Consider the following 26,349-nt stretch of genomic DNA (forward strand, 5'->3'; position numbering starts at 1 on the left):
GGCAAAGCGCGCAACCGATGCTAGCCGTAGCCGCCGTGCACCGGGTTGTGACTGCGCACGGCCATCACCAGGCCGAAGCCGGCCAGCAGTGACACCGCCGAGGTACCGCCGTAGCTGATCAGCGGCATCGGCACGCCCACCACCGGCAGCAGGCCGGAAATCATCCCGCCGTTCACCAGTACATAGACGAAGAACGCCAGGCCGGTAGCGCCGGCCAACAGGCGCGAATAGGAATCGCGCGACTGGCTGGCGATCCACAGGCAACGCCCAATCACCACCAGGTACAGGGTCAGCACCAGGGCCACACCCATCCAGCCGAACTCCTCGCTCAGCACCGAGAACGCGAAGTCGGTGGTCTGTTCGGGAATGAAGTTCAGGTGCGACTGCGAGCCCTCGCCCCAGCCCTTGCCATCGAAGCCACCGGACCCGATCGCGATCTTCGACTGGATGATGTTCCAGCCGGCCCCCAGTGCATCCATCTCCGGGTCCAGGAACATCATGATGCGGTCCTTCTGGTACGGCCGCAGCAGCCAGAACCAGGCCACCGGCGCGACCGCAGCCACGCCGCCCACGCCCAGCCCGACCCACCACCACGGCAGGCCTGCCAGCAGCAGTACGAACACGCCGCTGGCGGCGATCAGCACGCCGGTACCGAAGTCGGGCTGCAACATCACCAGGCCGGTCGGCACGCCGATGATGATCAAGGCCACGAGCACGGTGTTGAAGCGCGGCGGCAGCGGCATCTTGTGCAGGTACCAGGCCACCATCATCGGCAGGCTGACCTTCAGCAGCTCGGCCGGCTGCAGGTAGAAGAACTTCAGGTCCAGCCACTGCCGGCCGTACTTGCCGGTGCCGAGCACGAACACCGCCAGCAGCGGAATCATGGAGATCGCATAGATCATCGGCGTGGCCGAGCGGATGCGCAGGATCGGCACCCGCGAGATGCCCCACAGTGCAGCCATGCCCACCGCGAAACGCGCGCCCTGGGCCATCACCAGGCCGTCGCCACCGGCACTCTTCAAGGTGGCCAGGCCGATCACCATCAGCGCGCCCAGGGCCAGGCACAACACCCAGTCCAGCGTGCTGAAGAAGCGGCGCAGCATGTCGCCGGCCCAGCGCAGGAACACTTTCATCGTGCGGGCTCCGCAACCGTCGGGCGTGGCGTGGCCGGCAGTGCGGCAGCGGCCGGCGTGCCCGGCTGCGGCGCAGGGGCCGGTTCGGGGGCCGGGGCACCCACCTGCACCGGGTGTTCGCCCAGCTGCGCGGCCGCCAGATCACCGGCCTGGCGTGCGCCGGCGTCTTCGTTGTCGAACGCGGTGGCACCGATGGCGGTGGTACCACGCTCGCTGTCCAGCGGCTGCATGCCCTCGGGCATCTTGCCCAGCAGGTAGGCATCGAACACCTTGCGGGCGATCGGCGCAGCAGCCGAACCACCATAGCCACCGCCTTCCACCGCGACCGCGATCGCGATCACCGGGTTTTCGACCGGCGCGAAGCCGACGAACAGCGCGCGGTGGCGCAGGTGCATCGGCAGGCTCTTCGGGTTCACCGCTGCGGTGCCCTTGCGGCTGATGACCTGCGCGGTACCGGTCTTGCCGGCCATCACGTACGGCGCACCGACCGCCACGCGCCAGCCGCTGCCGCCCGGCCGCATGGTCGCCATCATGCCCTCGCGCACCGCCTGCACGTTGTTGGGGTTGGGGCTGACCGGCTTGCTCTCGCCGGGCGGCGTCGCGGTCCAGTCGCTGTCGAAGCCGTCGCGCTGCTGGATCACCAGGTGCGGGGTGCGCAGCTGCCCATCGGCCAGCGCGCTGACGCCGCGCGCCAACTGCAGCGGGGTGACCTTCCAGTCGCCCTGGCCGATGCTGATGTTGACCGTATCGCCGGGGTACCAGGCTTCCTTGCGGGTCTTCCGCTTGTAGGCCGGCGACGGCAGGATGCCGCCGATTTCGCCGGTGAGGTCGATACCGGTCGGCTGGCCGAAGCCGTAGTACTCCATGTAATGGTCGAAGCGCTCGATGCCCAGGTCCAGCGCCAGCTTGTAGTAGTAGGTGTTGACCGACTCGGCGATGGACTTGCGCAGATCGGTCCAGCCATGGCCGCCACGATGCGCATCACCCCAGCCACGGCTGGTGCCGGGCAGGTAGAACATGCCGGTGGACAGCACCTTGTCTTCCGGGCGGCGCACGCCCGAGTCCAGGCCGGCCAGGCCGATCAGCGGCTTCAGCGTGGAACCGGGAGCGACGCCGCCGAGCACCAGGCGGTTGAACTGCGGCCGCGACGGGTTCTCGTTCAGCGCCTTGAAGTCGGCATGGGAAATGCCGTTGACGAACAGGTTGGGGTCGTAGGACGGCAGGCTGACCATCGCCAGCACCTCGCCGGTACGCGGGTCCATCGCCACTGCCGAGCCTTCCTGATCGCCGAAGGCGGCCACCATGGCACGCTGCAGGTCCGCGTCGATCGACAGCCGCAGGTCGGCGCCGGACTGCGCGGCCACCCGGCCGATGGTGCGGATGGCACGGCCCTGCACGTTGGTTTCGACCTGCTCGTAGCCGACCTTGCCGCGCAGCTGCTGCTCGTAATAGCGCTCCAGGCCGGACTTGCCGATGTGGGTCAGCGCGGCATTGCCTTCGCCGAGGATCTCCAGGTCCTTGTCGTCGACACGGCCGACGTAGCCGATGATGTGCGCGAACAGGTCGCCGTACGGGTAGCGCCGGGTCAGGTAGGGCTCAAGCTCGACGCCGGGGAAGCGCCAACGGTCGACGGCGAAGCGCGCCATCTCCTCGTCGCTCATGCGCAGCTTCAGCGTGACCGGCAGGAACTTGCGGCGCGCCTTGCGCGACTTGTTGAACGCTTCCAGCTCTTCCGGGCTGATGCTGATGATCTTCGCCAGCCCTTCCAGGGTGGCGTCCATGTCCTTGACCTTGTCCGGGGTCACGTCCAGGCGGAACGCTGGCACGTTCTCGGCCAGCAGGCGACCGTTGCGGTCGTAGATCATGCCGCGCCCGGGCACCACCGGCCGCGGCTTGATGCGGTTGGCTTCCGAGCGCGTGGCGTAGACGTCGTGATCCAGCACCTGCAGCTTGAAGTACCAGCCGCCCAGGCCCAGCAGGCAGACCAGCACGCCCAGGAAACCCAGCGCCGCACGGCGGCGGAACTGTTCGGCTTCGGCGTGCGGGTTCTTGACCTGGCGGCGCGGGATCATGGCTCAGCGCCCGCGCTTGCCGAAGCGCACTGCGTCCAGCAGCACGAACACCAGCGGCCACAGGCCCATGCCCAACAGCGGGGCCCACCAGTACGACCACGGCAGGGTCGGCTCGCCCACCAGGATGTGGACCAGCGCGCTGACGATGCGATCGTTGAACAACAGGCCACCGATGGCCAGCATCTGCTGCGACATCGGGAAGAAGCGGATGCGGGCGCGGAAACGCTGCAGGATGAAGGCCAGCATCACCAGCCGCAGCGCCTGTTCGCCGAGCACGCCGCCGTACAGCAGGTCGGCGACCACGCCGCTGGCGAAAGCGATGCCCAGGCCGACGCGCTCGGGCGTCTCGATCACCCAGTACGCCAGTACCAGCGCCAGCCAGTACGGGCGCAGCGGCTGCAGCAGCGCCGGCAACGGCAGCAGGCCCAGCAGCAGGGCTACGACCAGGCTGGCCGGCAATACCCACGGGTTGTCGCGCAGGCGGCTCATCGCTGGGCCTCCGGCGTGGTCGGTTGCCGGCCAGCGGCCGGCACTACCGGGGCAGCAGGATCAAGCGAAGATGCGGGGGCAGCAGTCCTCGCTTGCGACGAGGGCTGTTGCCGGCCAGCGGCCGGCACTACCGGGGAGCTGACCGGAGCTGGCGTCGTTGTCGCTGGCGCGGCTCCCGCAGGCACGGTGGCGCCGGTGGCCGGGCCACCCGGAGTGGTTTCTTCGAGCTGCAGGCGCAGTTCCGGCGGAATGCGGATCGCCGCACCGGGGCGCAGCAGCAGCACATCACGGCCACGATCCAGCTGGGCGGCTGGCTTCAGTTCGCCGACCAGGAAGGCATGGGTGTCGTCCGGGCGCAGGCCGGTGATGGTGCCGACCGGGAAGCCGGCCGGGAAGCGGCCACCGAGGCCGGAGGTGACGATCTCATCGCCCACTTCCACACCCGCGCTGAGCGGGATGTCGCGCAGCTCCAGCGTGTCGCCGCGACCGTAGACGATCAGGCGTACGCCGTTGCGGGCCACGGTGACCGGCACCGCGTGGTCGGGGTCGGTCAGCAGCAGCACGGTGGAGGTACCGCCGGTGACGCTGATCACCTGCCCCATCAGGCCACCGGCATCGATCACCGCCTGCCCGACGTGCACGCCTTCGCGGCTGCCGGCGTCGAGCACCAGGCGCTGCTTCACCGGGTCCAGGTCGATATCCAGGATCGGCGCCAGCTGCACGTCCAGGCCACTGCGCTCGGCCACGTTCAGCAGTTCGCGCAGCTGGGCGTTGTCCAGCGCCGCGGTCTGCAGACGGGTCAGGCGCGCGTTGGCCAGCAGCAGCTGGTTGCGCAGTTCACGGTTCTCGGTGACCAGCTGGGTGTGGCTGGCTGCGGAATCCTTGACCTGGTTGCCGAGCTTGCCGGGCAGACCCGCCAGTGCCCACACAGGCTGCACCAGGCTGTTGGCCTGCTCGCGCAGGCGCGCCAGCCAACCCGCCTGATCGTCAAGGACGATCAGTGTGATGGCCAATGCAAGATAGGCCAGCAACCGCAGGGGGCTGGCGGCATCACCGGATCGGGAGGCAACGGGAGGACCGGCGTAGGGCGGCACGGCAACGATTCAACTGGCAGAAGGCGGAAGGGAAACACGCGGACGCCCCGCCGGTGCCGGCCCGCCATCGCGGCGGGCCGCACCCCGGAAGGGCGCGGCGGGCAGGAACGGCCGGGACGGCTTATTCCGGCGCAAAGAACTCGTTGCCGTGCATGTCCACCAGTTCCAGCGCACGACCGCCACCGCGGGCCACGCAGGTCAGCGGATCGTCGGCCACCTGCACGTGCAGGCCGGTTTCCTCGGAGATCAGGCGGTCCAGGTCACGCAGCAGGGCGCCGCCGCCGGTCAGCACGATGCCGCGCTCGGCAACGTCGGCACACAGTTCCGGCGGGGTCTGCTCCAGCGCCAGCTTGACCGCGCTGACGATGCCCGACAGCGGTTCGTGCAGGGCTTCAAGCACCTCGTTGGAGCTGATCTTGATCATCTTCGGCACGCCCTCGGCGAGGTTGCGGCCGGAGATCTCCAGCTCCTGCACCTCGGCCTGCGGGTAGGCACAACCCAGCTCGACCTTGATGCGCTCGGCGGTGGCTTCACCGATCAGCATGCCGTGGTTGCGGCGCACGTAGTTGGTGATGGATTCGTCGAAGCGGTCGCCGCCGATGCGGACCGAGGCCGAATAGACGATGCCGTTGAGCGAGATCACCGCCACTTCGGTGGTGCCGCCACCGATGTCGATGACCATCGAGCCACGGGCTTCGGTGACCGGCATGCCGGCGCCGATCGCGGCAGCCATCGGCTCTTCGATCAGGTACACGTCACGGGCACCGGCTTCCTCGGCCGATTCCTTGATCGCGCGGCGCTCGACCTGGGTCGAACCGGCCGGCACGCAGACCAGCACGCGCGGGCTCGGGCGCAGCACGCGCGACTTGTGCACCTTCTTGATGAAGTGCTTGAGCATCGCCTCGGTGTAGGTGAAGTCGGCGATGACGCCGTCCTTCATCGGGCGGATGGTGGTGATGTGGCCCGGAGTACGGCCGAGCATCTGCTTGGCCTCGGCGCCAACGGCTGCCACCGAGCGGGTGCCACCGATGGCACGGTCCTGGCGCACGGCCACGACCGACGGCTCGTTCAGCACGATCCCCTGCCCGCGCACGTAGATGAGGGTGTTGGCCGTGCCCAGGTCGATGGACAGGTCGTTGGAGAACATGCCACGGAGTTTCTTGAACATCTGAGGAAGGAGTCCTGAGGGGTGTCGTGCCCGCCGCGGGATGGCGAAAAAATGGGCAGAAATCGAGGCCGACAAGCCTAGCAACCCGCCTGCCGCCGAGCAAGGAAAAAACTAGCTGAACCCGCGTCTTCACAGGCTTTCGGCCTGATCGGGCATCACCTGGTTCTGGCCCTGAGCGGCACCAGCGGGTAACCTTTGCGCCGTCGGGCGCCCAAGGGCGCCGTTTGCTTGCCCGCTGAACCGGGCCGGCCCACCCCAAAATTCACCGCATAGGCTTACATCGATGTCCGCTCTGATCTGTGGTTCTCTTGCCTTCGACACCATCATGGTGTTCCCGGACCAGTTCAAGAATCACATCCTGCCGGACAAGGTGCACATCCTGAACGTGTCCTTCCTCGTGCCGCGCATGCGCCGCGAGTTCGGCGGCTGCGCCGGCAACATCGCCTACAACCTGCACCTGCTGGGCGGCCAGCCGATCCCGATGGGCACCGTGGGTTCGGACTTCGGCCCGTACCGCGAATACTTCGAGGGCCTGGGCATCGACCTGTCGCGCGTGCGCGTGATCGACGAGCTGTTCACCCCCCAGGCGTTCATCACCACCGACCACGACAACAACCAGATCACCGCCTTCCACCCGGGCGCGATGATGCGCTCCTACGAGAACCATGTGCGCGGCGTGCCGGGCGTGACCCTGGGCCTGGTCGGCCCGGACGGCCGCGAAGGCATGATCCAGAACGCACAGGAATTCCACGAGGACGGCATTCCGTTCATCTTCGACCCGGGCCAGGCCATGCCGCTGTTCAACGGCCCCGAGCTGCGCGCCTTCATCGATCAGGCCGACTACGTGGTGGTCAACGACTACGAATCGAACCTGCTGCAGGAGCGCACCGGCTGGGACGAGAAGGAGATCGTCAGCCGGGTCAAGGCCTACATCACCACCCGTGGCCCGAAGGGTGCGGTCATCCACACCCCGGAAAAGAGCTACGACATCCCGCCGGCGCACGAGCGCCGCGTGGTCGATCCGACCGGCTGTGGCGACGCCTTCCGCGCCGGCCTGATCTACGGCATCCAGAAGGGCTACGACTGGCTGACCATCGGCCGCATGGGCAACCTGATGGGCGCGCTGAAGGTCGAGCACCCCGGCACGCAGAACCAGCGCTTCACCTTCGATGAGTTCAACGAGCAGTTCAAGCAGCAGTTCGGTTACGCGCTGGGCGCGTAAGCCGAACTGCCCGCGCATTCCACCTTGTCCCGCGCCTTCGGCGCGCCCCCTTGAACAACAAGGGGGCTTTCCACCCGATGCGCTGCTGGGAATGCTGTTGGTAGGTGTCGACCTTGGTCGACACTGCCGGCCAGCGGCCGGCACTACCCCTTTTGCTGCCAGGCCGCCAGCAAGGCGCGGCAATCGGCGAAATGCCAGTCGGCCCGGCCCGGCCATGGGTTCTCCGGCAGATTGACCAGCACGGTGTGAGCGCCCGCGGCGCGCCCGCACTCCAGGTCGTAGGCGTGGTCACCGACCATCACCGCGTGCGCAGCCCCGATGCCCCAGCGACGAAGATGCTGCTGCAGGCCATCCGGCGAGGGCTTGGGCACCGCTTCATCGCGGCCGATGATGCCGGCGTCGTCGAACAACGCCCCGACCCCGATCGCCTCCAGCGTCAGCTTCGCCAGCGCATGGTCGTTGCGGGTCAGGATGCCCAGCCGGCAACCAGCCGCCGACATCGCGCGCAGCAGCTTCACCGCCCCCGGCGCTGGCAGCGCGTCCTCGGCCAGCGCGCGCTCGTGATCCAGCAGCCACGCGCGCTTGGCCTGCGCCGGTGCGTCGGGCAATGCCGCGATATGGTCGAGGATGTCTTCCTCCGCGGCGATCTCCAGCGCTCGGCGGATCGCGGCGAAATCATGCACGGCCACCGTCAGCGTGCCGTCCATGTCGAACACCCAGTGCCGGATCGCGGACAACGCGTGCACTGCGCTGCCCGTCGCAACCTTCACTGCCACCACTGCGGCATGCGGCTGGCGTCGACACCGCCGGTTTCGAACACGGCCGTTCGCGTGCCACCGGCCTTGACCGGGAACTCGATGCTGATCGACTTGCCCTTGCGCGCCAGCTTCCACAGTGCCTTCTGATCGGTGATGAACAGGGCGATGGCTTCATCGGTCTTCGGGCGCCAGGCCGCCATTGGTACCGGCTTGCCGTCATCCACGGTCACTTTCACCGTGCATTGCGGGCAACGGAAATCACCGGCCTGCAGCACCAGGTAGGCATGCCGCTTCCACTCCGGATGATCGCGGAACACCAGCTGCACCGGTTTGGCGCCGCTGCCATCCACGTCCACCCGTTCCTTGCTGTAGATCTGCGCCGAGACCTGGTTGCCCTTGCTGCCCACCGGAATCTGGTTGTACTGCCATAGCCCCTGCATGCGGCGCAGGTCGCGCGCGGCGTCGCCCTTGGCCTTGACCTCGTCGAAGCCTGCGGCGATGCGCTCGGCGGCGGCGGTGTCCTTGTACTGGTCCAGCAGCGAGGCACCATGCAGGCGCGCGCGTTCCCAGTCCTGCGCGGCCACGGCCATGTCGTACTGCTTGGCCACGTCTTCGGCCTTGGCCTCCTTCTGCGCCTGCGCGGCGGCCGCAGCGGCTTCCTGCGCCTTGCGTTCCTCTTCCGGGTTGCTGCAGGCGGCCAGGGCCAGGGTGCAGGCGGTGAGCAGGATCAGTCGTTTCATGGCGGAGGTCCTATGCGAGTGCATCCCGATTCTATCGGCAGCGAAAAGCGGATACACCAACGGCGGGTTTCCCCGCCGTTGGTGGTGAAGCAGTGACCGGTTGCCGGCCAGCGGCCGGCACTACCGCTTACTTGGCTTCAGCCTTGGCCAGCATGTCCTGGACCGAGGTGGTGGTGATCGGGTGGTAGCCCGGCTTGGCCTTTTCGAAGGCCTGCTTGGCCAGCTCCAGACCCTTCGGGGTCTTCACCAGTTCGGCGTAGATCGGCAGGATCAGCTTGCGACGGCCGACGCGCTCGATGAATGCAGCCGCCCCTTCATTGGCCTGCTCGTAGCCGCTGCGGATCGCCAGCGGGTACCAGCGCATGGCGATCTCGCCATTGGGGGTGCCGGTGAAGTGGAAGGCCTTGTCCAGCGTGGCCAGCTTGTCCAGCGGCTGGGTCGCACCCAGACCGTCGATGAAGCGCACCCACTCCTGGGTGCTCCAGTCGGCGATGACCTGGCTGCTGGGCACGGTGCCGGCGCTGGCGAATGCGATGCGCGCGGTATCGACGCTGCTGAAGTTGCGCGACTGCGCCTTGGCCGCGAACGCCGGGATGCCCGGCTCGTCCAGCCACGCCTTCAGTTCGGCCTCGGTCACGGCCGACGGATTCTTCGGCAGCAGGTTCTTCTTCATGTACGCGACGAACTGGTCGGTGTTCGCGCTCTGGAAGGCGTGGTCATCGAACCAGCCCCGCAGGAACGGATCGAAGGTCTCGCGGCCGAAGCGCTGTTCCAGGAACTCCAGGAACCACGAACCCTTGACGTAGGCGACCTGGCTGAGGGCTTCATCGGGGTCACGCTCGTTCAGCGGCGGCAGCGCCAGTGCCTGGTCGGCCGGGCTCATGTCCTTCACTTCGGCCAGCAGGTCGGTCTGGTCGATCTGCTTCTCCATCTCGGCCATCTCCTTGCCGTACAGGGCTTCGGTGATGCGGCCCTGGACGTAGGTGGTGAAGCCTTCATTGAGCCAGATGTCCTTCCAGCTGGCGTTGGTCACCAGGTTGCCCGACCAGCTGTGCGCCAGCTCGTGGGCGACCAGCGAGACCAGCGACTTGTCGCCGACGATCACGGTCGGGGTGGCGAAGGTCAGGCGCGGGTTTTCCATGCCGCCGAACGGGAACGACGGCGGCAGCACCAGCATGTCGTAGCGGCCCCAGCGGTATTCGCCGTACAGCTTCTCGGCGGCACCGATCATCTTCTCGGTGTCTTCGAATTCCTTGGCGGCCTTGTTGACCATGGTCGGCTCGGCCCAGACGCCGGAGCGGCCGGAGATCGGCTCGAACACCAGGTCGCCGGCCGCGATGGCCAGCAGGTAGGACGGAATCGGCTGCGGCATCTTGAAGGTGTAGTCACCGTCACGCGCCGCCTTCGGATCGTTGTCGGCGCTCATCAGCACCATCACGTCCGGGCGCGAGACCACGTGCGCGCTGTAGGTGAAACGCACGCTCGGGGTGTCCTGCAGCGGCACCCACGAACGGGCGTGGATGGCCTGCGACTGGCTGAACATGAAGGGCAGCTTCTTGCCCTCGGTCATCGACGGTGCCAGCCACTGCAGGCCCGATGCGGTCGGCGCGGTGTGGTAGGTCACTTCCACCTTGGCCGGCTGTTCCGGGGCCTCGATGGTCAGCTTGCTGCCGAACACCTTGTCAGCGGCGGCCAGCTCGAACTTCAGCGGGCTGCGCGCGCCATCGGCGGCGACGGCCTCGACCTTGGACACGGTCAGCTCGCGGGTGTCGAGCACCAGCTGCCTGGCGTCCTTCTGCTTCCATTCCAGGGTGTAGGTGGCGGTGCCGCCAATCTGCTTCTGGTCGAAGTCGAGCTTCAGATCCAGCGCGATGTCCTTGATGACGACCTTGTCCGGCTCGGCGTACGAGCTTTCGTCGTGGCTGCGGTTCTCGGCGTTCACGGGGGCGGCAGGGGCCTTTGCGGCAGTCGGGGCGGCGGCGGGCGCGGCCGCCTCCTGGGAGCAGCCGGCGGCCAGGGCCACGGCCAGCGGAAGGAGCATCAGCGGATTACGCATGAATCGGGACCGTTACGGGGATCAAACCCCAATGGTACCTCCCTCCGGCCCGGCAGGCGTTGCGCGGTGCGGGGTAATGGCAGGCAAGCCGATCCTGCGCCTCGGGCGCATGCCAACCAATGTCGGCATCTACAGGCAGGTACCAACCTTGGTTGGCACGGACCCATCAACGCATGCGGCAGGCCCGTGCCGACCAAGGTCGGCAGCTACCAGATCGGATCACCGCAGCGGGCGAGCACCAACCACGGTTGGCACCCACCAGAGCGGGGCTTACAGCTTGTAGCCGGAGTGGATCGAAACGATGCCGCCGGTCAGGTTCTTGTAGTGGCAGCGCTCGAACCCGGCCTGCCCCATCATCGCCTTCAGTTCATCCTGCGGCGGGTGCTTGCGGATGCTCTCGGCCAGGTACTGGTAGCTGTCCGAGTCATTGGCGAACAGCTTGCCCAGCTTCGGCAGGATCTTGAACGAGTGGAAGTCGTAGATCGGCTTGAACCAGTCCGCGGTGACTTCGGAGAACTCCAGCACGCGGGCCTGGCCCCCGACCTTCAGCACGCGGTACATCTCGCGCAGGCCGGCGTCCTTGTCGGTCACGTTGCGCAGGCCGAAGGCGATGGTGACCAGGTCGAAGCTGTTGTCCGGGAACGGCAGGGCCTCGGCGTTGCACTGCACGTAGTCCAGGCCCAGCACCAGGCCGCGGTTGGTCAGGCGATCACGGCCGACCGACAGCATGCCGGCGTTGATGTCGCCCAGCACCACCGAGCCCTCGGCGCCGACGCGCTCCTTCAGCAGGGCGGCGATGTCGCCGGTGCCGCCCGCCAGATCGAGCACGCGGTCGCCCGGCTTCACCTGCGCGGTGGCCACGTAGTAGCGCTTCCACGCCCGGTGCACGCCCAGGCTCATCAGGTCGTTCATCAGGTCGTAGTTGCGCGCGACCGAGGTGAACACCTGGCCGACCAGCTTCTGCTTGTCCTTGGCGGCGACGTCGCGGAACCCGAAATGGGTGGTACCGGCTTTGTAGGGGGATTCGCTCATGGCCCCGATTATCGCACCGCCGGGGGCCAGCGGCACCCCCTGCCCGTATCATGGCGGGCCACGACTTACCGGAGCCCCGCATGATCACCACGCCCGACTACCAGGCCCTGCTGCAGACCGCCATCGCCGAAGCCCGCCAGGGCCTGGCCGAGGGCGGCGTGCCGATCGGCGCAGCCCTGTACCACAACGACGGCCGCCTGCTTGGCTGCGGCCACAACCGCCGCGTGCAGGAAGGCGACCCGTCGGTGCACGGCGAGACCGATGCGTTCCGCAAGGCCGGCCGCCAGCGCCGTTACCAGGACACGATCATGGTCACCACCCTGGCACCGTGCTGGTACTGCTCTGGCCTGGTGCGCCAGTTCAACATCGGCACCGTGGTGGTGGGCGAATCGCGCACCTTCCAGGGCGGCATCGACTGGTTGCGGGAAAATGGCGTCAACGTGATCGACCTGGACAGCCAGGAATGCGTGGACCTGCTGGGCGGCTTCATTGCGCAGCACCCGGAGATCTGGAATGAAGACATCGGTGAATGATCACCACGCAGTGTCCTGTTGAACCCGTTTAATGAACGCTTCAGTGCCGGCACGCCCTAGTGCCGGCAGCGTTTGCGGCCATTGCCGTGAACCAGTGCACAGTCAGCTGCGCAACGTGCACACGCTGCGATAACACCCCGCCCGGCTGCCGCGCCTAGGGTGGGGTTACCGGGACTTCTTTCCCCGGCGGAGCCAGCCATGTGCGCGCACGCCGTACGACCTGCACCAGACTCGATCCTCGACCCGATCCGCGAACGCCTGCAGCGGCAATATGCACTGCACCGGCGCGGCGCGTTGTTCTGGACCGCCTACCAGCGCATGCAACTGGAGCTGGTCCGTCGCCATCCGCTCGACCACGAGCGCCTGTGCAACGCGATGGCCACCCTGGCCGAAGATCTCGGTGCCGTCGAGCACGCGCAGTTGATTGGACATGCCGACGCCAGCTCCACATCGCGCTGACGCGGCATGCACCGCCACATACGCCACACTCCGATGAACCCCCACTCCCTTTCCACTCAACCGAACTGGATTGTCATGCACGCTGAAGTCCCCACCATTCCTCCGGTCATCAACGTTGACGCCGAACTGGATCACTGGCGCCGCCAACATGCCGAAGGCGCACTGCCGCACAACTCGTTCGGCTCGTACGTGCCGTGGATCAAGTTTGCCTGCGATTCGCTGATCACCCAGCCGCGCGCCAGCGAGGCCGAACGTGACGAGATGTTCCAGACCCAGTACGCCCTGCAGATCATGCCGCGACTGAGTGAAGCCCAGGCCCGCGAATTCGTCGACCGTTGCTGGCAGCACGTCTACCAGAGCAGTCCGGTGCGCAGCCTGCAGGCACCGCGGCTGCAGCGCATGCGCGCCTGACCGCCGCTGCACAGCGCCTGCACGGGCCACTGCCGATCATCCTCGTCACCTGAGTGGGACGACGACGATGAAAGTACGAAACCTGTTCAATACGATCGCCAAGAAGGCCGCGGCCGCCACCGGCTCGCCGTGGACCTTCCTGGCTGCAGTAGCGATCGTGGTGATCTGGGGCATCAGTGGCCCGGTGTTCGGTTTCAACGACACCTGGCAGCTGGTGATCAACACCGGCACCACCATCATCACCTTCCTGATGGTGTTCCTGATCCAGCACACGCAGAACGCGGACACCGCCGCGATGCAGATCAAGCTGGACGAGCTGATCCGGGCGACGGCCGAAGCCAACAACGAACTGTTGGATCTGGAAGAACTGGACGAAGCGCGCCTGGAAGAGATCCGCGCCGAGTACGAGCAGATGGCGCGCGAAGCCGGCGATGCGCTCGCGCGGGTGCGCGCCTGCCATGCAGCGCGGCGCGACGATGAAGCGGTGTAGCAGGTCCTGAAATGACAATGCCGGCCAGCGGCCGGCACTACCATCGATCATCAAGGTAGAGCCGGCCGCTGGCCGGCTGTCCTTCAGCTGCGCTCGTGCCAGCCACCGCCCAGCACCTTGTACAGGGTGATGCGGTTGGCCTGCTGCGCCAGCTGCGCCTGCAGCTGGGTCTGTTGTGCGTTGTAGGCCGTACGCCGCGCATCAAGCAGGGTCACGAAGCTGTCCAGGCCCGCGTCGTAGCGCGCCTGCGACAGGCGGTTGGCCTGTTCGGCCGCTTCCACCAGGCGCTGCTGTGAACTCACCTGCTCGTCCAGGCTGACATTCAACGCCAGCGCATCGGCGGTTTCGCGGAAGCCCACCTGGATCGACTTCTCGTACTGCGCCAGAGCGATATCACGATCCGCGTTGGCGATGGCCAGGTTGGCGCGCAGCTTGCCGCCCTGGAAGATCGGCAGCGTGATCTTCGGCAGGAAGCTCCACACGCGCGTACCGCTGTCGAACAGGTTGGACAGTTCGCTCGAACCACTGCCGATGCTGCCGGTAAGCGAGATGCTCGGGAAGAACGCCGCGCGTGCCGCACCGATATTGGCGTTGGCCGCCAGCAGCTGGTGTTCGGCGGCCATGATGTCCGGGCGCTGCAGCAGCACGTCGCTGGGCAGGCCGGCCGGCGGCGGTGCCAATGCAAGCAGCTGCGGCTCGATGCTGTCCGGCAGCAGCGCCGGATCCAGCTGGCCACCGGCCAGCAGCGCCAGCGCGTTGCGGTCCTGGGCCAGCTGGCCACGCAGGCGTGCGGCGTCCGTACGCGCGGTCTCGACCAGGGTACGGGTCTGGGTCAGCTCCAGCGCCGAACTGCCACCACGTTCGTGGCGGGCCTCGGCCAAGCGCAGCGAATCCTCGTAGGTCTTCAGCGTGGCATCGGCGATCTTCAGCCGCTGCGCATCGGCACCGTAGGTCAGCCATGCGGTGGCCGTCTCGGCCACCAGGCTCAACTGCGCATTGCGGCGGTTGGCGGCCACCGCGAAGTACTGCTGCAGCGCGGCTTCACTGAGATTGCGCACGCGGCCGAACAGATCCAGCTCGAACTCGGCCACGCCGACACCGGCGGTGAACTGTTCGTTGACACCGGCGTCGGTGCCCTGGCGCTGCATCTGGCCGGTAACGGCCACGCCGGGCACGCGATCAGCGCGCTGCACACGGTACTGGCCGCGCGCGCGCTCAACGTTGAGCACGGCCACGCGCAGATCGCGGTTGTTCTGCAGCGACTGGTCGATCACCTGCTGCAGGCGCGCATCGGTGAAGAAGTCGCGCCAGCCGACGGCGGCGACATCGGCCACCTCGCCCTGCGCGGCCTCGGCCGGCCACTGCGCCGGGATCGCCGGGGCGACAGCGGTGTTCTTCGGCACCAGGGTGGAGCAGCCGGCGAGCGCGAGCACAGCGGCAATGGAAAGGAACAGGGATGCACTTTTCATGGGAATGACTTCCATCGGTACTGCCGGATGGCAGGAGGTCATGCCGGCCAGCGGCCGGCACTACCGTTTCGATAACGCCAGCCTGAGGCCGGCATGACCGCTACAGGTCACGTCGTGGATTTGCGCTTGAACACGCGCTGCACCACCACGAAGAACAGCGGCACGAAGAACACGCCGAGCACGGTGCCGACGATCATGCCGCCGAGCACGCCGGTGCCGATCGCCTGCTTGGCGCCGGAACCGGCACCGGTGGAGATCGCCAGCGGTACCACGCCCATGCCGAAGGCCAGCGAGGTCATCACGATCGGGCGCAGGCGGTCGCGCACGGCATGCATGATCGATTCGATCAGGCCTGCGCCCTTCTCCAGGTTCTCCTTGGCGAACTCCACGATCAGGATCGCGTTCTTGCTGGTCAGGCCCACCGTGGTCAGCATCGCCACCTGGAAGTAGATATCGCGTTCCAGGCCCTTGAAGGTATTGGCCAGCACCGCGCCGAGGATGCCCAGCGGGGCCGCCAGCAGCACTGCGGTCGGCACGCTCCAGCTTTCGTACATCGCGGCCAGGCACAGGAATACGATCATCAGCGAGAGCGTGTACAGCAGTGGCGTCTGCGAGCCAGCCTGGCGCTCCTGGTACGACATCGCCGTCCATTCGATGCCGAAGCCCGCCGGCAGCTGCTTGGCCAGCTGTTCGATCTCGGCCATGGCATCACCGGAAGCGACACCCGGGGCCGGTTCGCCCTGGATTTCCATGGCCGACACACCGTTGTAGCGTTCCAGGCGCGGCGAACCGTAATCCCAGTGCTTGGTAGCGAAGGCACTGAACGGCACCATTTCACCCTTGTCGTTCTTCACGGACCAGAGATCGAAGTCCTCCGGCACCATGCGGAACGGCTGGTCGGCCTGCACGAACACACGCTTGACGCGGCCACGATCGACGAAGTCGTCGATGTACGAGCTGCCCCACGCGGCGGCCAGCGTGCCGTTGATCTGGTCGATCGACAGCCCCAGCGAGGTCGCCTTGGCCGCGTCGATGTCGATGCGGAACTGCGGCGTGTCCTCCTGGCCGTTCGGGCGCACGTTGGCCAGCTTCTTGCTGCCGGCGGCGAGGCCGAGCAGCTGGTTGCGCGCGGCCACCAGTGCCTCGTGGCCCTGGCCGCTGTTGTCCTTCAGGAAGAAGGTATAGCCCGAGGCGGTGCCCAGTTCCGGGATGGCCGGCGGCGGGAAGGCGAAGATGAAGGCATCCTTGATCTGGCCCAGGGCCGCCATCGCGCGTCCGGTGATCGGCATCACGCCATTGTTGGCGTCGCGCTCGCTCCAGTCCTTCAGCTTGACGAATGCCATGCCGGCGTTCTGGCCCATGCCGGCGAAGCTGAAGCCCTGCACCGAGAACACCGAGTCCACCGCATCCTTCTCGTTCTGCAGGAAGTGGTTTTCCAGTGCCGCGATCGATTCCAGCGTACGTTCCTGGGTGGCACCCACCGGGGCCTGTACCAGCGCCATCAACACGCCCTGGTCTTCGTTGGGCAGGAATGAGCTGGGCAGGCGCACGAACAACACGCCCATCAGCACGAACAGCGCCGCCACGATGCCCATGAAGCGCCACGGGCGATGGATGATGCCGCGCACGCCACGCTGGTAGCTTTCGCTGGTGCGGTCGAATCCACGGTTGAAGCCATTGAAGAAGCGACCGGCCAGGCCGCGGTGGGCGACGTGGTGCTCGCCCTTCTTCAGCGGCTTGAGCATGGTCGCGCACAGCGCCGGGGTCAGCACGATCGCGACCAGCACCGACAATGCCATCGCCGAGACGATCGTGGCCGAGAACTGGCGGTAGATCACGCCGGTGGAGCCACTCATGAAGGCCATCGGCACGAACACCGCCGACAGCACCAGGCCGATGCCCACCAGCGCGCCGGTGATCTGGCCCATCGACTTGCGGGTCGCCTCGAGCGGCGACAGTCCTTCCTCGGACATGATGCGCTCGACGTTCTCAACCACCACGATGGCATCGTCCACCAGCAGGCCGATCGCAAGCACCATCGCGAACATGGTCAGCATGTTCACCGAGAAGCCGAGCATGGCCAGCACGCCGAAGGTACCCAGCAGCACCACCGGCACGGCGATGGTCGGGATCAGGGTGGCGCGGAAGTTCTGCAGGAACAGGTACATCACCACGAACACCAGCACGATCGCTTCGATCAGGGTCTGCACCACGCCCTTGATCGACACGCGCACGAACGGGGTGGTGTCGTACGGGACCTCGGCCTTCAGCCCGGCCGGGAAGAAGCTCTTCATGTCTTCCAGCGCGGCATTCACACCAGCGGCGGTATCGAGCGCGTTGGCGCCGGTGGCCAGGGTCACCGCCAGGCCGCTGGCCGGCTGGCCGTTGTAGCGGGTGACGAAGTCGTAGGACTCGGCACCCAGCTCGACGCGGGCGACATCCCCCAGGCGCAGCTCGGCACCGTCCTGCGCACCGCGCACGATGATGTTGCGGAACTGTTCCGGGGTCTGCAGGCGCGACTGCGCGTTGATGGTGGCGTTGAGCTGCTGGCCCTTGATCGACGGTGCACCGCCAAGCTGGCCGATGGCCACCTGCGCGTTCTGTGCCTTGATCGCTGCGGTCACTTCCGCAACCGACAGGCCATAGGTATGCAGCTTGTTCGGATCCAGCCAGATGCGCATGGCGTACTTGCCACCGAACACCTGGATGTTGCCCACGCCTGGCACGCGGCTCAGGCGATCGACAACATTGGAACCGACGTAGTCGGCGATGTCGTTGGCGTCCATGCTGCCGTTCTCGGACACGAACGCGATGACGTTCAGGAAGCCCGAGCTGGACTTGGCCACGTTGATGCCCTGCCGCTGAACTTCCTGCGGCAGCAGCGGCATGGCCAGCTGCAGCTTGTTCTGCACCTGCACCTGGGCGATGTCCGGGTTGGTGCCGCTCTCGAAGGTCAGGGTGATGGTGGCCTGGCCGTTGGACGAGCTGTTGGAGGAGAAGTAGATCAGGCCATCAAGGCCCTTCATGTTCTGCTCGATGATCTGCGTCACCGAGTCCTCGACCACCTTGGCCGATGCACCCGGGTAGGTGGCGCTGATTTCCACCGCCGGCGGTGCGACGTTGGGGTACATCGAGACCGGCAGCTTGAACAGGGCCAGGCCGCCGGCGAGCATGATGATGATGGCGATCACCCACGCGAAGATGGGTCGATCGATGAAAAAGCGTGCCATGGGGTTCTCCGCTTACTTCGCGTCGCCGGCCGGGGCGGCAGGCTGGGCGGCCGCTGCCGGCTTGGCCGGAGCAGCGCCCTTCTCGGTGGCCTTGACCGGCATGCCGGGGCCGATCTTCTGTAGGCCTTCGACAATGACCTTGTCGCCGGCCTTCAGACCGTCCTCGACCAGCCACTTGTCGCCAACCGTGCGGCTGACCTTGACCGGGCGCACTTCGACCTTGTTGTCCTTGCCGACCACCATCGCGGTGGTGTCGCCCTTCGGATCGCGGGCGATGCCCTGCATCGGTACCAGCACCGCATCGCTGCGCACGCCGCCGCCGATCACCGCGCGCACGTAGGTGCCCGGCATCAGCAGGCCGTCCGGGTTGTCCACCTTCACGCGCAGGCCGAAGCTGCCGGTGGCTGGATCGACGCTCACTTCAGAGAACTCCAGCGTGCCCTTGTGCTCGAAGGTGCTGCCGTCTTCCATCAGGATGCTGACCGGCAGCGTCTGGTTGTCCTGCAGGCGGCCGGCAGCCAGTTCGCGGCGCAGCTGCAGCAGCTCGGCCGAGGACTGGGTCAGGTCGACGTAGATCGGGTCCAGCTGCTGCACGGTGGCCAGTGCATTGGCCTGGCCGGCGCTGACCAGCGCACCCTGGGTAACGCTGGACTTGCCGATGCGGCCGCTGATCGGCGCGGTGATGCGGGCATAGCCGAGGGTGACGTTGGCCGCGTCCAGCGAGGCCCTGGCGGCACCGACATCGGCCTCGGCCTGCTTCTGCGCGGCCACGGCGTTTTCCAGGTCCTGCTGGCTGACCGCGTCGACCTTGGCCAGCTCGGTGATGCGCTTGGCGCTCAGGCGCGCGGCGTTGGCCGTGGCTTCGGCGCGGGCCAGCTGGGCGCGGGCGCTGTTGGCCTGGGCGCGGTAGCTGGCGTCCTCGATCTGGTAGAGCGGCTCGCCGGCCTTGACCATGCCGCCTTCGGTGAACAGGCGCTTGGCAACGATGCCGTTGACCTGCGGGCGCACTTCGGCCACCAGGAAGGCGTTGGTACGGCCCGGCAGTTCGCGGGTCAGGCCCACGGTCTCGGACTTCAGCGTGACCACGGTGACGTCACCCGGGCCCTGCTCGGGGGCCTGGGGTTGGCCGCCGCAGGCAGCCACGGCTGCGGCGATGGCCAGCGACAGTGCAAAGGGTCGGATTCGGCTCAGCAACATGACGGAAAGGCTCTTGAAGGAAAGGATCTCAGCCGGCGCTGATACGGCGGACCCTTCGACCGGTAAAGGTGAAGACCGTGAGAACAGCGCCCACCCGGGTGGAGCGGGAGCCGGACCGGCCTGCCACGCACACGACGGGAATGATGGGAGCGAAATATACATACATGCTTGTTTGTTTGTAAACCGGTACAATTCAGCCACGTTTCACCCGCACTCGTACCTACCCATGGCCCGCAAGACCAAAGAGGACACCCAGGCAACCCGGGAAGGCATCCTTGACGCCGCCGAAGCCTGCTTCCATGAACACGGCGTGGCCCGTACCACGCTGGAGATGATCGGCGCCCGCGCCGGCTATACCCGTGGCGCGGTCTACTGGCACTTCAAGAACAAGAGCGAGGTGCTGGCCGCGATCGTCGAACGGGTGCACCTGCCCTTCATGCAGGAACTGGAGCGCACCTCGACCGACCAGCGCGACACCCCCGTGCACGACCTGCGCGCGGTGATGATCCACTCCTTCATCGAGCTGTCCGAAGACGAGCGCCTGCGCAAGACCATGGAGATCATGCTGCGCAGCGATGCCTCGGCCGACACCAGGGTGCTGACCGAAATGCAGCAGGCCGGATTCCGCGATGCGCTGGACCGGATGGAGCGTGCCCTGCGCCGCGCCCGCGATCTGGGCCAGCTGCGCGAAGGCGCCGACCCCAAGATCGCCGCGCGCATGCTGCATGCCACCGTGCTGGGCGTGCTGCACGGGGCGATGGTCGAACCGGACCTGATGGACCTCAAGCGCGACGGCATGCTCGCACTGGACATGACCCTGGCCGCCTATGTGAAGGACGGCGTGTTCGTGCCGGGCACTGTGCCCGAGCCGCTGCCCGAAGCGTGAGTGGCGCTGCTGCCGCCACCGCCGCGCCCATCTGAGGACAGCCCCGTGATCCTGGACAACGTGGTGTGGGGCTTCATCGGCTGCGGCAGCGTCACCGAGAAGAAGAGCGGCCCCGCCCTGGCCAGCACACCCGGCTCACGGGTGGCAGCGGTCATGCGCCGCAATGCGGCGTTGGCCGAGGATTACGCGCGGCGCCATGCCATTCCCCGCTGGTACGCGGACGCCGATGCGCTCATCGCCGATCCGGAAGTGAACGCGGTCTACGTCGCAACGCCGCCCTCGACGCACATGCAGTACGCGCTGCAGGCGATAGCCGCGGGCAAGCCGGTCTACATCGAAAAGCCGATGGCCATGGATCACGCGGAATGCGAACGCGTGCTGGAGGCCAGCGCGCGCTGCGGCGTGCCGGTGTTCGTGGCCTATTACCGCCGCGCCCTGCCCCGCTTCGCGCAGGTGAAGCAGCTGCTGGACAGCGGCGCGATCGGCACACCGCGCAGCGTGCGCGCCACCCTGCATCGGTCGCATTCGGCGAACGCCGCATCGCCGGACTTCTGGCGGACCAACCCAGCGATCGCCGGCGGCGGCCTGTTCGTCGATCTGGGCTCGCATACCCTGGACCTGCTCGACCATCTGCTGGGGCCACTGAGCGAAGTGCGTGGCCTGGCCAGTTCGTTGACTGGCGCCTACCCCGCCGAAGACAGCGTCTCGATGTGCTTCCGCACCGGGGCGGGGGCGCACGGCATCGCGCAATGGAGTTTCTGCGCCTTCCGCCGCCAGGATGAGATCGAGATCACCGGCGACCACGGGCAGCTGCGCTTTGCCACGTTCGAGGACGTTCCGGTGGTTCTGGAGACCGAAGCGGGCATGCAGGCATTCGACATCCCGAACCCGCCATCGGTCCAGCAGCCATTGATCGCCTCCCTCGTGGACGAGCTGCGCGGCAACGGCCGTTCGCCCTCGACCGGCATCAGCGCCGCACGCACCAGTGCGGTGATCGACCAGGTGCTGCAGGCCTACCGCGCCCTACACCCGCACTGACCGCCAACAAAAAGGCCGCCTTTCGGCGGCCTCATGCTTTGCAGCGTCGGCATTACAGGATGTAGCGGCTCAGGTCCGGGTCCTGCACCAGCTCACCCAGGTGCTTGTCGACGTAGGCGCTGTCGATCGCCAGGCTTTCGCCATCGCGATCCGGTGCCTCGTAGCTGAGCGAATCCAGCAGGCGCTCCAGCACCGTATGCAGGCGACGGGCCCCGATGTTCTCCTGGCGCTCGTTCACCTGGAAGGCGATTTCGGCCAGGCGCTCGATGGCGTCGGCGGTGAAGCTGACCTTGACGCCCTCGGTAGCCAGCAGCGCCTCGTACTGCTTGGTCAGCGCGGCCTTCGGCTCGGTCAGGATGCGCACGAAATCACCCTTGCTCAGCGCACCCAGTTCAACGCGGATCGGGAAGCGACCCTGCAGCTCCGGAATCAGATCGCTGGGCTTGGCCAGGTGGAACGCACCGGATGCAATGAACAGGATGTGGTCGGTCTTGATCGTGCCGTACTTGGTGGACACGTTGGAGCCTTCCACCAGCGGCAGCAGGTCGCGCTGCACGCCTTCGCGGGAGACATCGCCGCCGCCCACGTTATCGCCACGCTTGGCGACCTTGTCGATCTCGTCGATGAAGACGATGCCGTGCTGCTCGCAGGCCTCGATCGCCGCAGTACGGATATCGTCCTCGTTGACCAGCTTGCCGGCCTCTTCCTCGATCAGCAGCGGTCGCGCGGCCTTGATGGTCAGCGTGCGCTTGTGCGCCTTCGCGCCGCCGCCAAGGTTGGCGAACATCGACTTCAGCTGCTGGCCCATTTCCTCCATGCCCGGCGGGGTCATGATGTCCATGCTGACATTGGCGGCCAGGTCGAGTTCGATCTCGCGCTCGTCCAGCTCACCGTTGCGCAGCATCTTGCGGAACTTGATGCGGGTCTCGTTGTCCTGCGCCGACGGTTCGTTGCGGGCGACTTCCGGATCGAAACCGATGCCACCGCTGCGGCGCGGCAGCAGCGCATCGAGGATGCGGTCTTCGGCACGCTCTTCGGCCTGGGTACGCACGCGCACCTTGGCCTGTTCGCGGTACAGCTTCACTGCGGTATCGGCGAGGTCGCGGATGATCTGCTCGACGTCCTTGCCGACGTATCCGACTTCGGTGAAGCGCGTGGCTTCGACCTTCACGAACGGCGCGTTGGCCAGCGTGGCCAGGCGACGCGCGATCTCGGTCTTGCCGACGCCGGTCGGGCCGATCATCAGGATGTTCTTCGGCATCACTTCATTGCGCAGCTCAGGCACCAGCTGCATGCGGCGCCAGCGGTTGCGCAGGGCGATGGCCACGGCGCGCTTGGCGTCGTGCTGGCCCACGATATGCCGGTCCAGTTCCTGCACGATCTCGCGCGGGGTCATGGTGGCGGAGGAAACTTCGATCTTCGACATGGATGTGCTCACGAATTCGTTGTCGGTCGCGCCGGCCGCTGGCCGGCAACCAGGCACGCGTGTGGGGGATCATGAGGTTGCCGGCCAGCAGCCGGCGCGCCCCTCAGAGTTCCTCGACCACCACGTTGCGGTTGGTGTAGATGCAGATATCGCCGGCAATGCCGATCGCTTCGCTGGCGATGGTGCGCGCATCCAGTTCGGTGTGTGCCATCAACGCGCGTGCAGCCGACAGCGCATAGGAACCACCCGAGCCGATGGCGATGATGCCGTCCTCCGGTTCGATCACATCGCCGGTGCCGCTGATGATCAGCGAGGTTTCCTTGTCGGCGACGGCCAACAGGGCTTCAAGCTTTCCGAGGCGGCGCTCGGTGCGCCAATCCTTGGCCAGTTCGACCGCAGCACGCTGCAACTGGCCGTGCTTTTCCAGCTTGGCCTCGAACAGCTCGAACAGGGTGAAGGCATCGGCGGCGGCACCGGCAAAGCCGGCCAGCACCTGGCCATCACGACCGAGGCGGCGCACCTTGCGCGCATTGCCCTTCATCACGGTGTGGCCCAGCGTGACCTGGCCGTCGCCGGCAATGGCCACGTGCTCGCCGCGACGGACGCAGACGATGGTGGTGGCGTGGAAAACGTTGGGGTTCTGACTGGGGTCCATGATGCCTCCGGGGTGACAGAACCAGAAGTGGGGACTGCCCTGCGCCCTTCAAGCCACCCGCGACCGGCTGCCGCACGGGCAACGTTCAGCTTTCTCCGCTGCCCTCGCTGCTGCTTCGACGCTTCGCGCGCGGATGCGCCGCGTCGTAGACCTTGGCCAGGTGCTGGAAATCCAGATGGGTGTAGATCTGGGTGGTGGCGATGTCGGCATGGCCCAGCAGCTCCTGCACGCCGCGCAGATCACCGGATGATTCCAGGATATGGCTGGCGAAACTGTGCCGCAGCATGTGCGGGTGCACGTGCTTGAACAGGCCCTGGCGCTGCGCCAGCTGGCGGATGCGGATCTGCACCGCGCGTTGGCTGATCGGTCCGTTGCGGCCGGGAAATACCGGCGAGGCCGGACCACCGCCACTTTCGGCGCGCCACGCCTGCAGCGCTTCGCGCGCCGGCCGGCCGAACGGCACGCGGCGCTGCCGATTGCCCTTGCCCAGCACGTTGACCAGCCCGCTGTCGAAATCCAGATCGCGCCAGGTCAGCGCGCAGACTTCGCTCAGGCGCAGGCCGGAAGAATAAAAAAGTTCCAGCAGCGCGCGGTCACGGCGGCCGAGTTCACCTTCCGGCTCCAGCTCGACCAGCTGCACGGCCTCATCGGCGTCAAGGACCTGTGGCAACCGGCGCGGCGCGCGCGGCGCCTTCAGCGTTGCTGCAGGACTGACCTCGATGCGGCCGTGCTTGAGCAGCCAGGCATAGAAGCTGCGGCAGGCGGACAAGCGGCGCTGCAGGCTCTTGGCCGACAGGCCACGGCGGTGCTCATCGGCGACGAACTGGCGCAGCGCGTCGGCATCGAGTGCCTCCACCGCAACACCGCGCGGCTCGGCCCAGACCGACAGCGCGTCCAGGTCACGGCGGTAGGCATCGAGCGTATGCGCCGACATCCGCCGCTCCACCTGCAGATGCTGCAGGAAGGCCTGTACCGCGCTCATCGTCGTGTCCTGCTCAGCCCGGGAAGCGCTTCAGGCCGGTGACCAGGGCATCGCCCATCATGCGCAGGAACAGCGTGCCCATGCCCGGATAGAAACGGTTCGGATCGTGGCTGCCCACCGCAATCAGGCCCACGCCCGGCAACGGCAGCAGCGCGGTGGTCTGCACTTCCTCGCTGCGCACGCCATACAGCACGGCATTCTTTTCCGGCTGCAGGCGGCCGCAGATCGGCTCGCCGTCCTTCAGGCAGTCGCGGAACGGGCCGAGCTGCGGATCATCGGCGGCGATCACCTGCAACCAGTCGGCCTGTTCCAGCCCGGCCACCGGCGTGTGCACCACCAATCGCACCAGGTCGCCGGCGAAATCTTCCTGCAGCGAGGCCGCCATCGCACGCAGGGTGTCGGCGGCGTTGTCCTGCTTCATCAACGCCAGGGTCAGCTGGTGCGTGCGCACCGCCAGGCGTTCGTTGACCTGGGCAGTCGCGCCCAGGTCGGCCAACCGTCGTGCCAGCTCGCGGTTCTTCTCGCGCAGCACTTCCAGCTGGTAGCTGGCCAGCGACGCGGTCGGGCCGTCGTCACGCGGCACCACCAGGGTCAGGGCCAGGTCCGGGAACTGCTTGAGGAAGCCGGGATGTCGCCGCAACCAGGCAGCGACTTCGTGGGCCCCGAGCTTGTCGACGGTTTCGGTCATGCCATCCACTCCCCTTCGAAGACGAATGCGGTCGGGCCGGCCATCACCACAGGCTGGCCATCGCCCGGCCACTGGATGCGCAGGTCACCGCCGGGCAGGCTGATGCGTGCATCACGCTGCAGGCGGCCGCGCTGCATCAGGGTCACCGCAGCGGCGCAGGCGCCACTGCCGCAGGCCAGGGTTTCGCCGACGCCACGTTCATTCACACGCAGGCGTGCATGCGCCGGGCCCATCACCTGGGCGAAGCCCACGTTCACCGAGCGCGGGAACGAGGCATGCTGCTGCAGCAGCGCACCGACGCGCTCGACCGGTGCAGCATCGATCAGACCCACTTCGATCACCGCATGCGGGTTGCCCATCGACACCGCAGCGAAACGCACGCTTTCGCCCTGCAGCGGCAGCAGGTATTCCTCGCGCGCGTGGGCGAAACCCACCAGCGGCACGTTGGCCGGCTCGAACGCCGGCACGCCCATGGTCACCGCGAACTGGCCATCGCCCAGCACTTCCACCTCGTGGCTGGCCAACGGGCTGTCGATGACGAAGCGGTCGCCCTGCGCACTGCCTTCGCGCACCAGCCAGGCGGCGATGCAGCGCGCGCCATTGCCGCACTGTTCGGAATTGGAGCCGTCGGCATTCCAGATGCGGTACGACGCCACCGAGCCTTCCGCGCGCGGCGCTTCGATGGTCAGGATCTGATCGCAGCCGACGCCGGTGTGGCGGTCGGCCAGCTGCGCGGCCAGTTCAGGCGTGGGCGGCGCGGTGCCGTCACGCAGGTCGATCACTACGAAATCATTGCCCGCGCCATGCATCTTGCTGAAGCGCAGGGCCTTGGAACCGGCCTTACTCATTCCCGCCGCCCACCTTCTTCGCAGGCGCAGGCGCCGGTTGCGTGGTCGGTGCAGCCGGCTCCACGGTCGTGGCCGGGGTGCCGCTGCCTTCGGTCTGCGCCGGGGTCGCTTCGGTAGCGGGCTCGGCAACAGGTTCGACGGTTTCTTCCACCGGCACCGGCTTCTGCGGCAGTACCAGCGGGCCCTTGTTGCCGCAGGCGGCGAGGAACAGCAGCGAAGCCGCTGCCAGCGGAATCAGAATGGCGTTTCGATGGGGGATCTTCATGCCCCGAG

General features: G+C 67.0%; 25 protein-coding genes. 7 read left to right on the top strand and 18 right to left on the bottom strand.

Annotated elements, in window-relative coordinates; genetic code table 11:
• Positions 1-20: 20 nt before the first annotated feature.
• The 5 genes from rodA to JLDANKMP_RS18260 form a co-directional block, all read right to left on the bottom strand.
• On the bottom strand, positions 21-1,133 hold the full coding sequence (gene rodA / locus JLDANKMP_RS18240) for a rod shape-determining protein RodA (RefSeq protein WP_005411073.1): 1,113 nt from the start codon (positions 1,131-1,133) through the stop codon (positions 21-23).
• Positions 1,130-3,205, bottom strand: coding sequence for a penicillin-binding protein 2 (gene mrdA / locus JLDANKMP_RS18245; protein WP_049433260.1), 2,076 nt, complete (start codon positions 3,203-3,205; stop codon positions 1,130-1,132). Before mrdA ends, rodA begins: the two co-directional genes overlap by 4 nt.
• A gap of 3 nt (positions 3,206-3,208) precedes the next feature.
• Entirely contained in the window at positions 3,209-3,694 is a 486-nt protein-coding gene (gene mreD, locus JLDANKMP_RS18250) for a rod shape-determining protein MreD (RefSeq protein ID WP_005411075.1), read from the bottom strand.
• The gene (gene mreC, locus JLDANKMP_RS18255) at positions 3,691-4,788 is read right to left on the bottom strand and encodes a rod shape-determining protein MreC (protein ID WP_212561800.1); all 1,098 of its coding nucleotides are present in this window, start codon (positions 4,786-4,788) and stop codon (positions 3,691-3,693) included. The genes mreD and mreC overlap by 4 nt, the downstream gene beginning before the upstream one ends.
• A gap of 121 nt (positions 4,789-4,909) precedes the next feature.
• On the bottom strand, positions 4,910-5,956 hold the full coding sequence (locus JLDANKMP_RS18260; protein ID WP_005411077.1) for a rod shape-determining protein: 1,047 nt from the start codon (positions 5,954-5,956) through the stop codon (positions 4,910-4,912).
• A 283-nt stretch (positions 5,957-6,239) separates the two neighbouring features.
• Between JLDANKMP_RS18260 and JLDANKMP_RS18265 the strand changes: the two genes are divergently transcribed.
• The gene (locus JLDANKMP_RS18265) at positions 6,240-7,178 is read left to right on the top strand and encodes a carbohydrate kinase family protein (protein ID WP_005411078.1); all 939 of its coding nucleotides are present in this window, start codon (positions 6,240-6,242) and stop codon (positions 7,176-7,178) included.
• Between the two features lie 143 nt (positions 7,179-7,321).
• On the opposite strand, the gene JLDANKMP_RS18270 is transcribed toward JLDANKMP_RS18265, so the two are convergent.
• From JLDANKMP_RS18270 to ubiE, 4 genes are all read right to left on the bottom strand, one after another.
• Complete coding sequence (locus JLDANKMP_RS18270) at positions 7,322-7,957, bottom strand: HAD family hydrolase (RefSeq protein ID WP_212561801.1); 636 nt, start codon at positions 7,955-7,957, stop codon at positions 7,322-7,324.
• On the bottom strand, positions 7,945-8,676 hold the full coding sequence (locus JLDANKMP_RS18275; RefSeq protein WP_005411080.1) for a hypothetical protein: 732 nt from the start codon (positions 8,674-8,676) through the stop codon (positions 7,945-7,947). Before JLDANKMP_RS18275 ends, JLDANKMP_RS18270 begins: the two co-directional genes overlap by 13 nt.
• Before the next feature lie 127 nt (positions 8,677-8,803).
• Complete coding sequence (locus JLDANKMP_RS18280; RefSeq protein WP_099481233.1) at positions 8,804-10,732, bottom strand: M1 family metallopeptidase; 1,929 nt, start codon at positions 10,730-10,732, stop codon at positions 8,804-8,806.
• Positions 10,733-11,002: 270 nt separating this feature from the next.
• Entirely contained in the window at positions 11,003-11,764 is a 762-nt protein-coding gene (ubiE, locus tag JLDANKMP_RS18285; RefSeq protein WP_005411082.1) for a bifunctional demethylmenaquinone methyltransferase/2-methoxy-6-polyprenyl-1,4-benzoquinol methylase UbiE, read from the bottom strand.
• Positions 11,765-11,844: 80 nt separating this feature from the next.
• Between ubiE and JLDANKMP_RS18290 the strand changes: the two genes are divergently transcribed.
• The 4 genes from JLDANKMP_RS18290 to JLDANKMP_RS18305 all read left to right on the top strand — a co-directional run bounded on the left by JLDANKMP_RS18290 (position 11,845) and on the right by JLDANKMP_RS18305 (position 13,657).
• Complete coding sequence (locus JLDANKMP_RS18290) at positions 11,845-12,297, top strand: nucleoside deaminase (protein ID WP_005411083.1); 453 nt, start codon at positions 11,845-11,847, stop codon at positions 12,295-12,297.
• Positions 12,298-12,495: 198 nt separating this feature from the next.
• Positions 12,496-12,756: a hypothetical protein gene (locus JLDANKMP_RS18295; protein WP_212561802.1), complete on the top strand. Its 261-nt coding sequence runs from the start codon at positions 12,496-12,498 to the stop codon at positions 12,754-12,756.
• Between the two features lie 75 nt (positions 12,757-12,831).
• Positions 12,832-13,167: a hypothetical protein gene (locus JLDANKMP_RS18300; RefSeq protein ID WP_005411085.1), complete on the top strand. Its 336-nt coding sequence runs from the start codon at positions 12,832-12,834 to the stop codon at positions 13,165-13,167.
• 67 nt (positions 13,168-13,234) lie between these two features.
• A complete protein-coding gene (locus JLDANKMP_RS18305) occupies positions 13,235-13,657 on the top strand; it encodes a low affinity iron permease family protein (RefSeq protein ID WP_005411086.1) in 423 nt (140 codons plus the stop codon).
• 83 nt (positions 13,658-13,740) lie between these two features.
• On the opposite strand, the gene smeF is transcribed toward JLDANKMP_RS18305, so the two are convergent.
• The 3 genes from smeF to smeD all read right to left on the bottom strand — a co-directional run bounded on the left by smeF (position 13,741) and on the right by smeD (position 19,553).
• Positions 13,741-15,141 (bottom strand): multidrug efflux RND transporter outer membrane subunit SmeF, encoded by a 1,401-nt coding sequence (gene smeF / locus JLDANKMP_RS18310; RefSeq protein WP_138970161.1) that lies wholly within the window; start codon positions 15,139-15,141, stop codon positions 13,741-13,743.
• A gap of 92 nt (positions 15,142-15,233) precedes the next feature.
• On the bottom strand, positions 15,234-18,356 hold the full coding sequence (gene smeE / locus JLDANKMP_RS18315) for a multidrug efflux RND transporter permease subunit SmeE (RefSeq protein WP_005411088.1): 3,123 nt from the start codon (positions 18,354-18,356) through the stop codon (positions 15,234-15,236).
• A 12-nt stretch (positions 18,357-18,368) separates the two neighbouring features.
• On the bottom strand, positions 18,369-19,553 hold the full coding sequence (smeD, locus tag JLDANKMP_RS18320) for a multidrug efflux RND transporter periplasmic adaptor subunit SmeD (protein ID WP_005411089.1): 1,185 nt from the start codon (positions 19,551-19,553) through the stop codon (positions 18,369-18,371).
• A gap of 226 nt (positions 19,554-19,779) precedes the next feature.
• Here smeD and smeT point away from each other — a divergent pair, with 226 nt between their 5' ends.
• Positions 19,780-20,439, top strand: coding sequence for an efflux transporter SmeDEF transcriptional repressor SmeT (gene smeT / locus JLDANKMP_RS18325; protein ID WP_005411090.1), 660 nt, complete (start codon positions 19,780-19,782; stop codon positions 20,437-20,439).
• A gap of 45 nt (positions 20,440-20,484) precedes the next feature.
• On the top strand, positions 20,485-21,477 hold the full coding sequence (locus JLDANKMP_RS18330; protein WP_212561803.1) for a Gfo/Idh/MocA family oxidoreductase: 993 nt from the start codon (positions 20,485-20,487) through the stop codon (positions 21,475-21,477).
• A 52-nt stretch (positions 21,478-21,529) separates the two neighbouring features.
• On the opposite strand, the gene hslU is transcribed toward JLDANKMP_RS18330, so the two are convergent.
• The 6 genes from hslU to JLDANKMP_RS18360 form a co-directional block, all read right to left on the bottom strand.
• Positions 21,530-22,903, bottom strand: a complete 1,374-nt coding sequence (hslU, locus tag JLDANKMP_RS18335; RefSeq protein WP_005414521.1) for an ATP-dependent protease ATPase subunit HslU — start codon at positions 22,901-22,903, stop codon at positions 21,530-21,532.
• 103 nt (positions 22,904-23,006) lie between these two features.
• Positions 23,007-23,558, bottom strand: coding sequence for an ATP-dependent protease subunit HslV (gene hslV / locus JLDANKMP_RS18340; protein WP_005411093.1), 552 nt, complete (start codon positions 23,556-23,558; stop codon positions 23,007-23,009).
• A gap of 85 nt (positions 23,559-23,643) precedes the next feature.
• Positions 23,644-24,540, bottom strand: coding sequence for a tyrosine recombinase XerC (xerC, locus tag JLDANKMP_RS18345; RefSeq protein WP_005411094.1), 897 nt, complete (start codon positions 24,538-24,540; stop codon positions 23,644-23,646).
• Positions 24,541-24,553: 13 nt separating this feature from the next.
• On the bottom strand, positions 24,554-25,228 hold the full coding sequence (locus tag JLDANKMP_RS18350) for a DUF484 family protein (RefSeq protein WP_012481301.1): 675 nt from the start codon (positions 25,226-25,228) through the stop codon (positions 24,554-24,556).
• Entirely contained in the window at positions 25,225-26,076 is an 852-nt protein-coding gene (dapF, locus tag JLDANKMP_RS18355; protein WP_033834522.1) for a diaminopimelate epimerase, read from the bottom strand. The genes JLDANKMP_RS18350 and dapF overlap by 4 nt, the downstream gene beginning before the upstream one ends.
• Complete coding sequence (locus tag JLDANKMP_RS18360; RefSeq protein ID WP_005411097.1) at positions 26,069-26,341, bottom strand: lipoprotein; 273 nt, start codon at positions 26,339-26,341, stop codon at positions 26,069-26,071. The genes dapF and JLDANKMP_RS18360 overlap by 8 nt, the downstream gene beginning before the upstream one ends.
• Positions 26,342-26,349: the final 8 nt, after the last annotated feature.

The organism is Stenotrophomonas sp. PE591, from assembly GCF_018320795.1.
Lineage (GTDB): Bacteria > Pseudomonadota > Gammaproteobacteria > Xanthomonadales > Xanthomonadaceae > Stenotrophomonas > Stenotrophomonas maltophilia.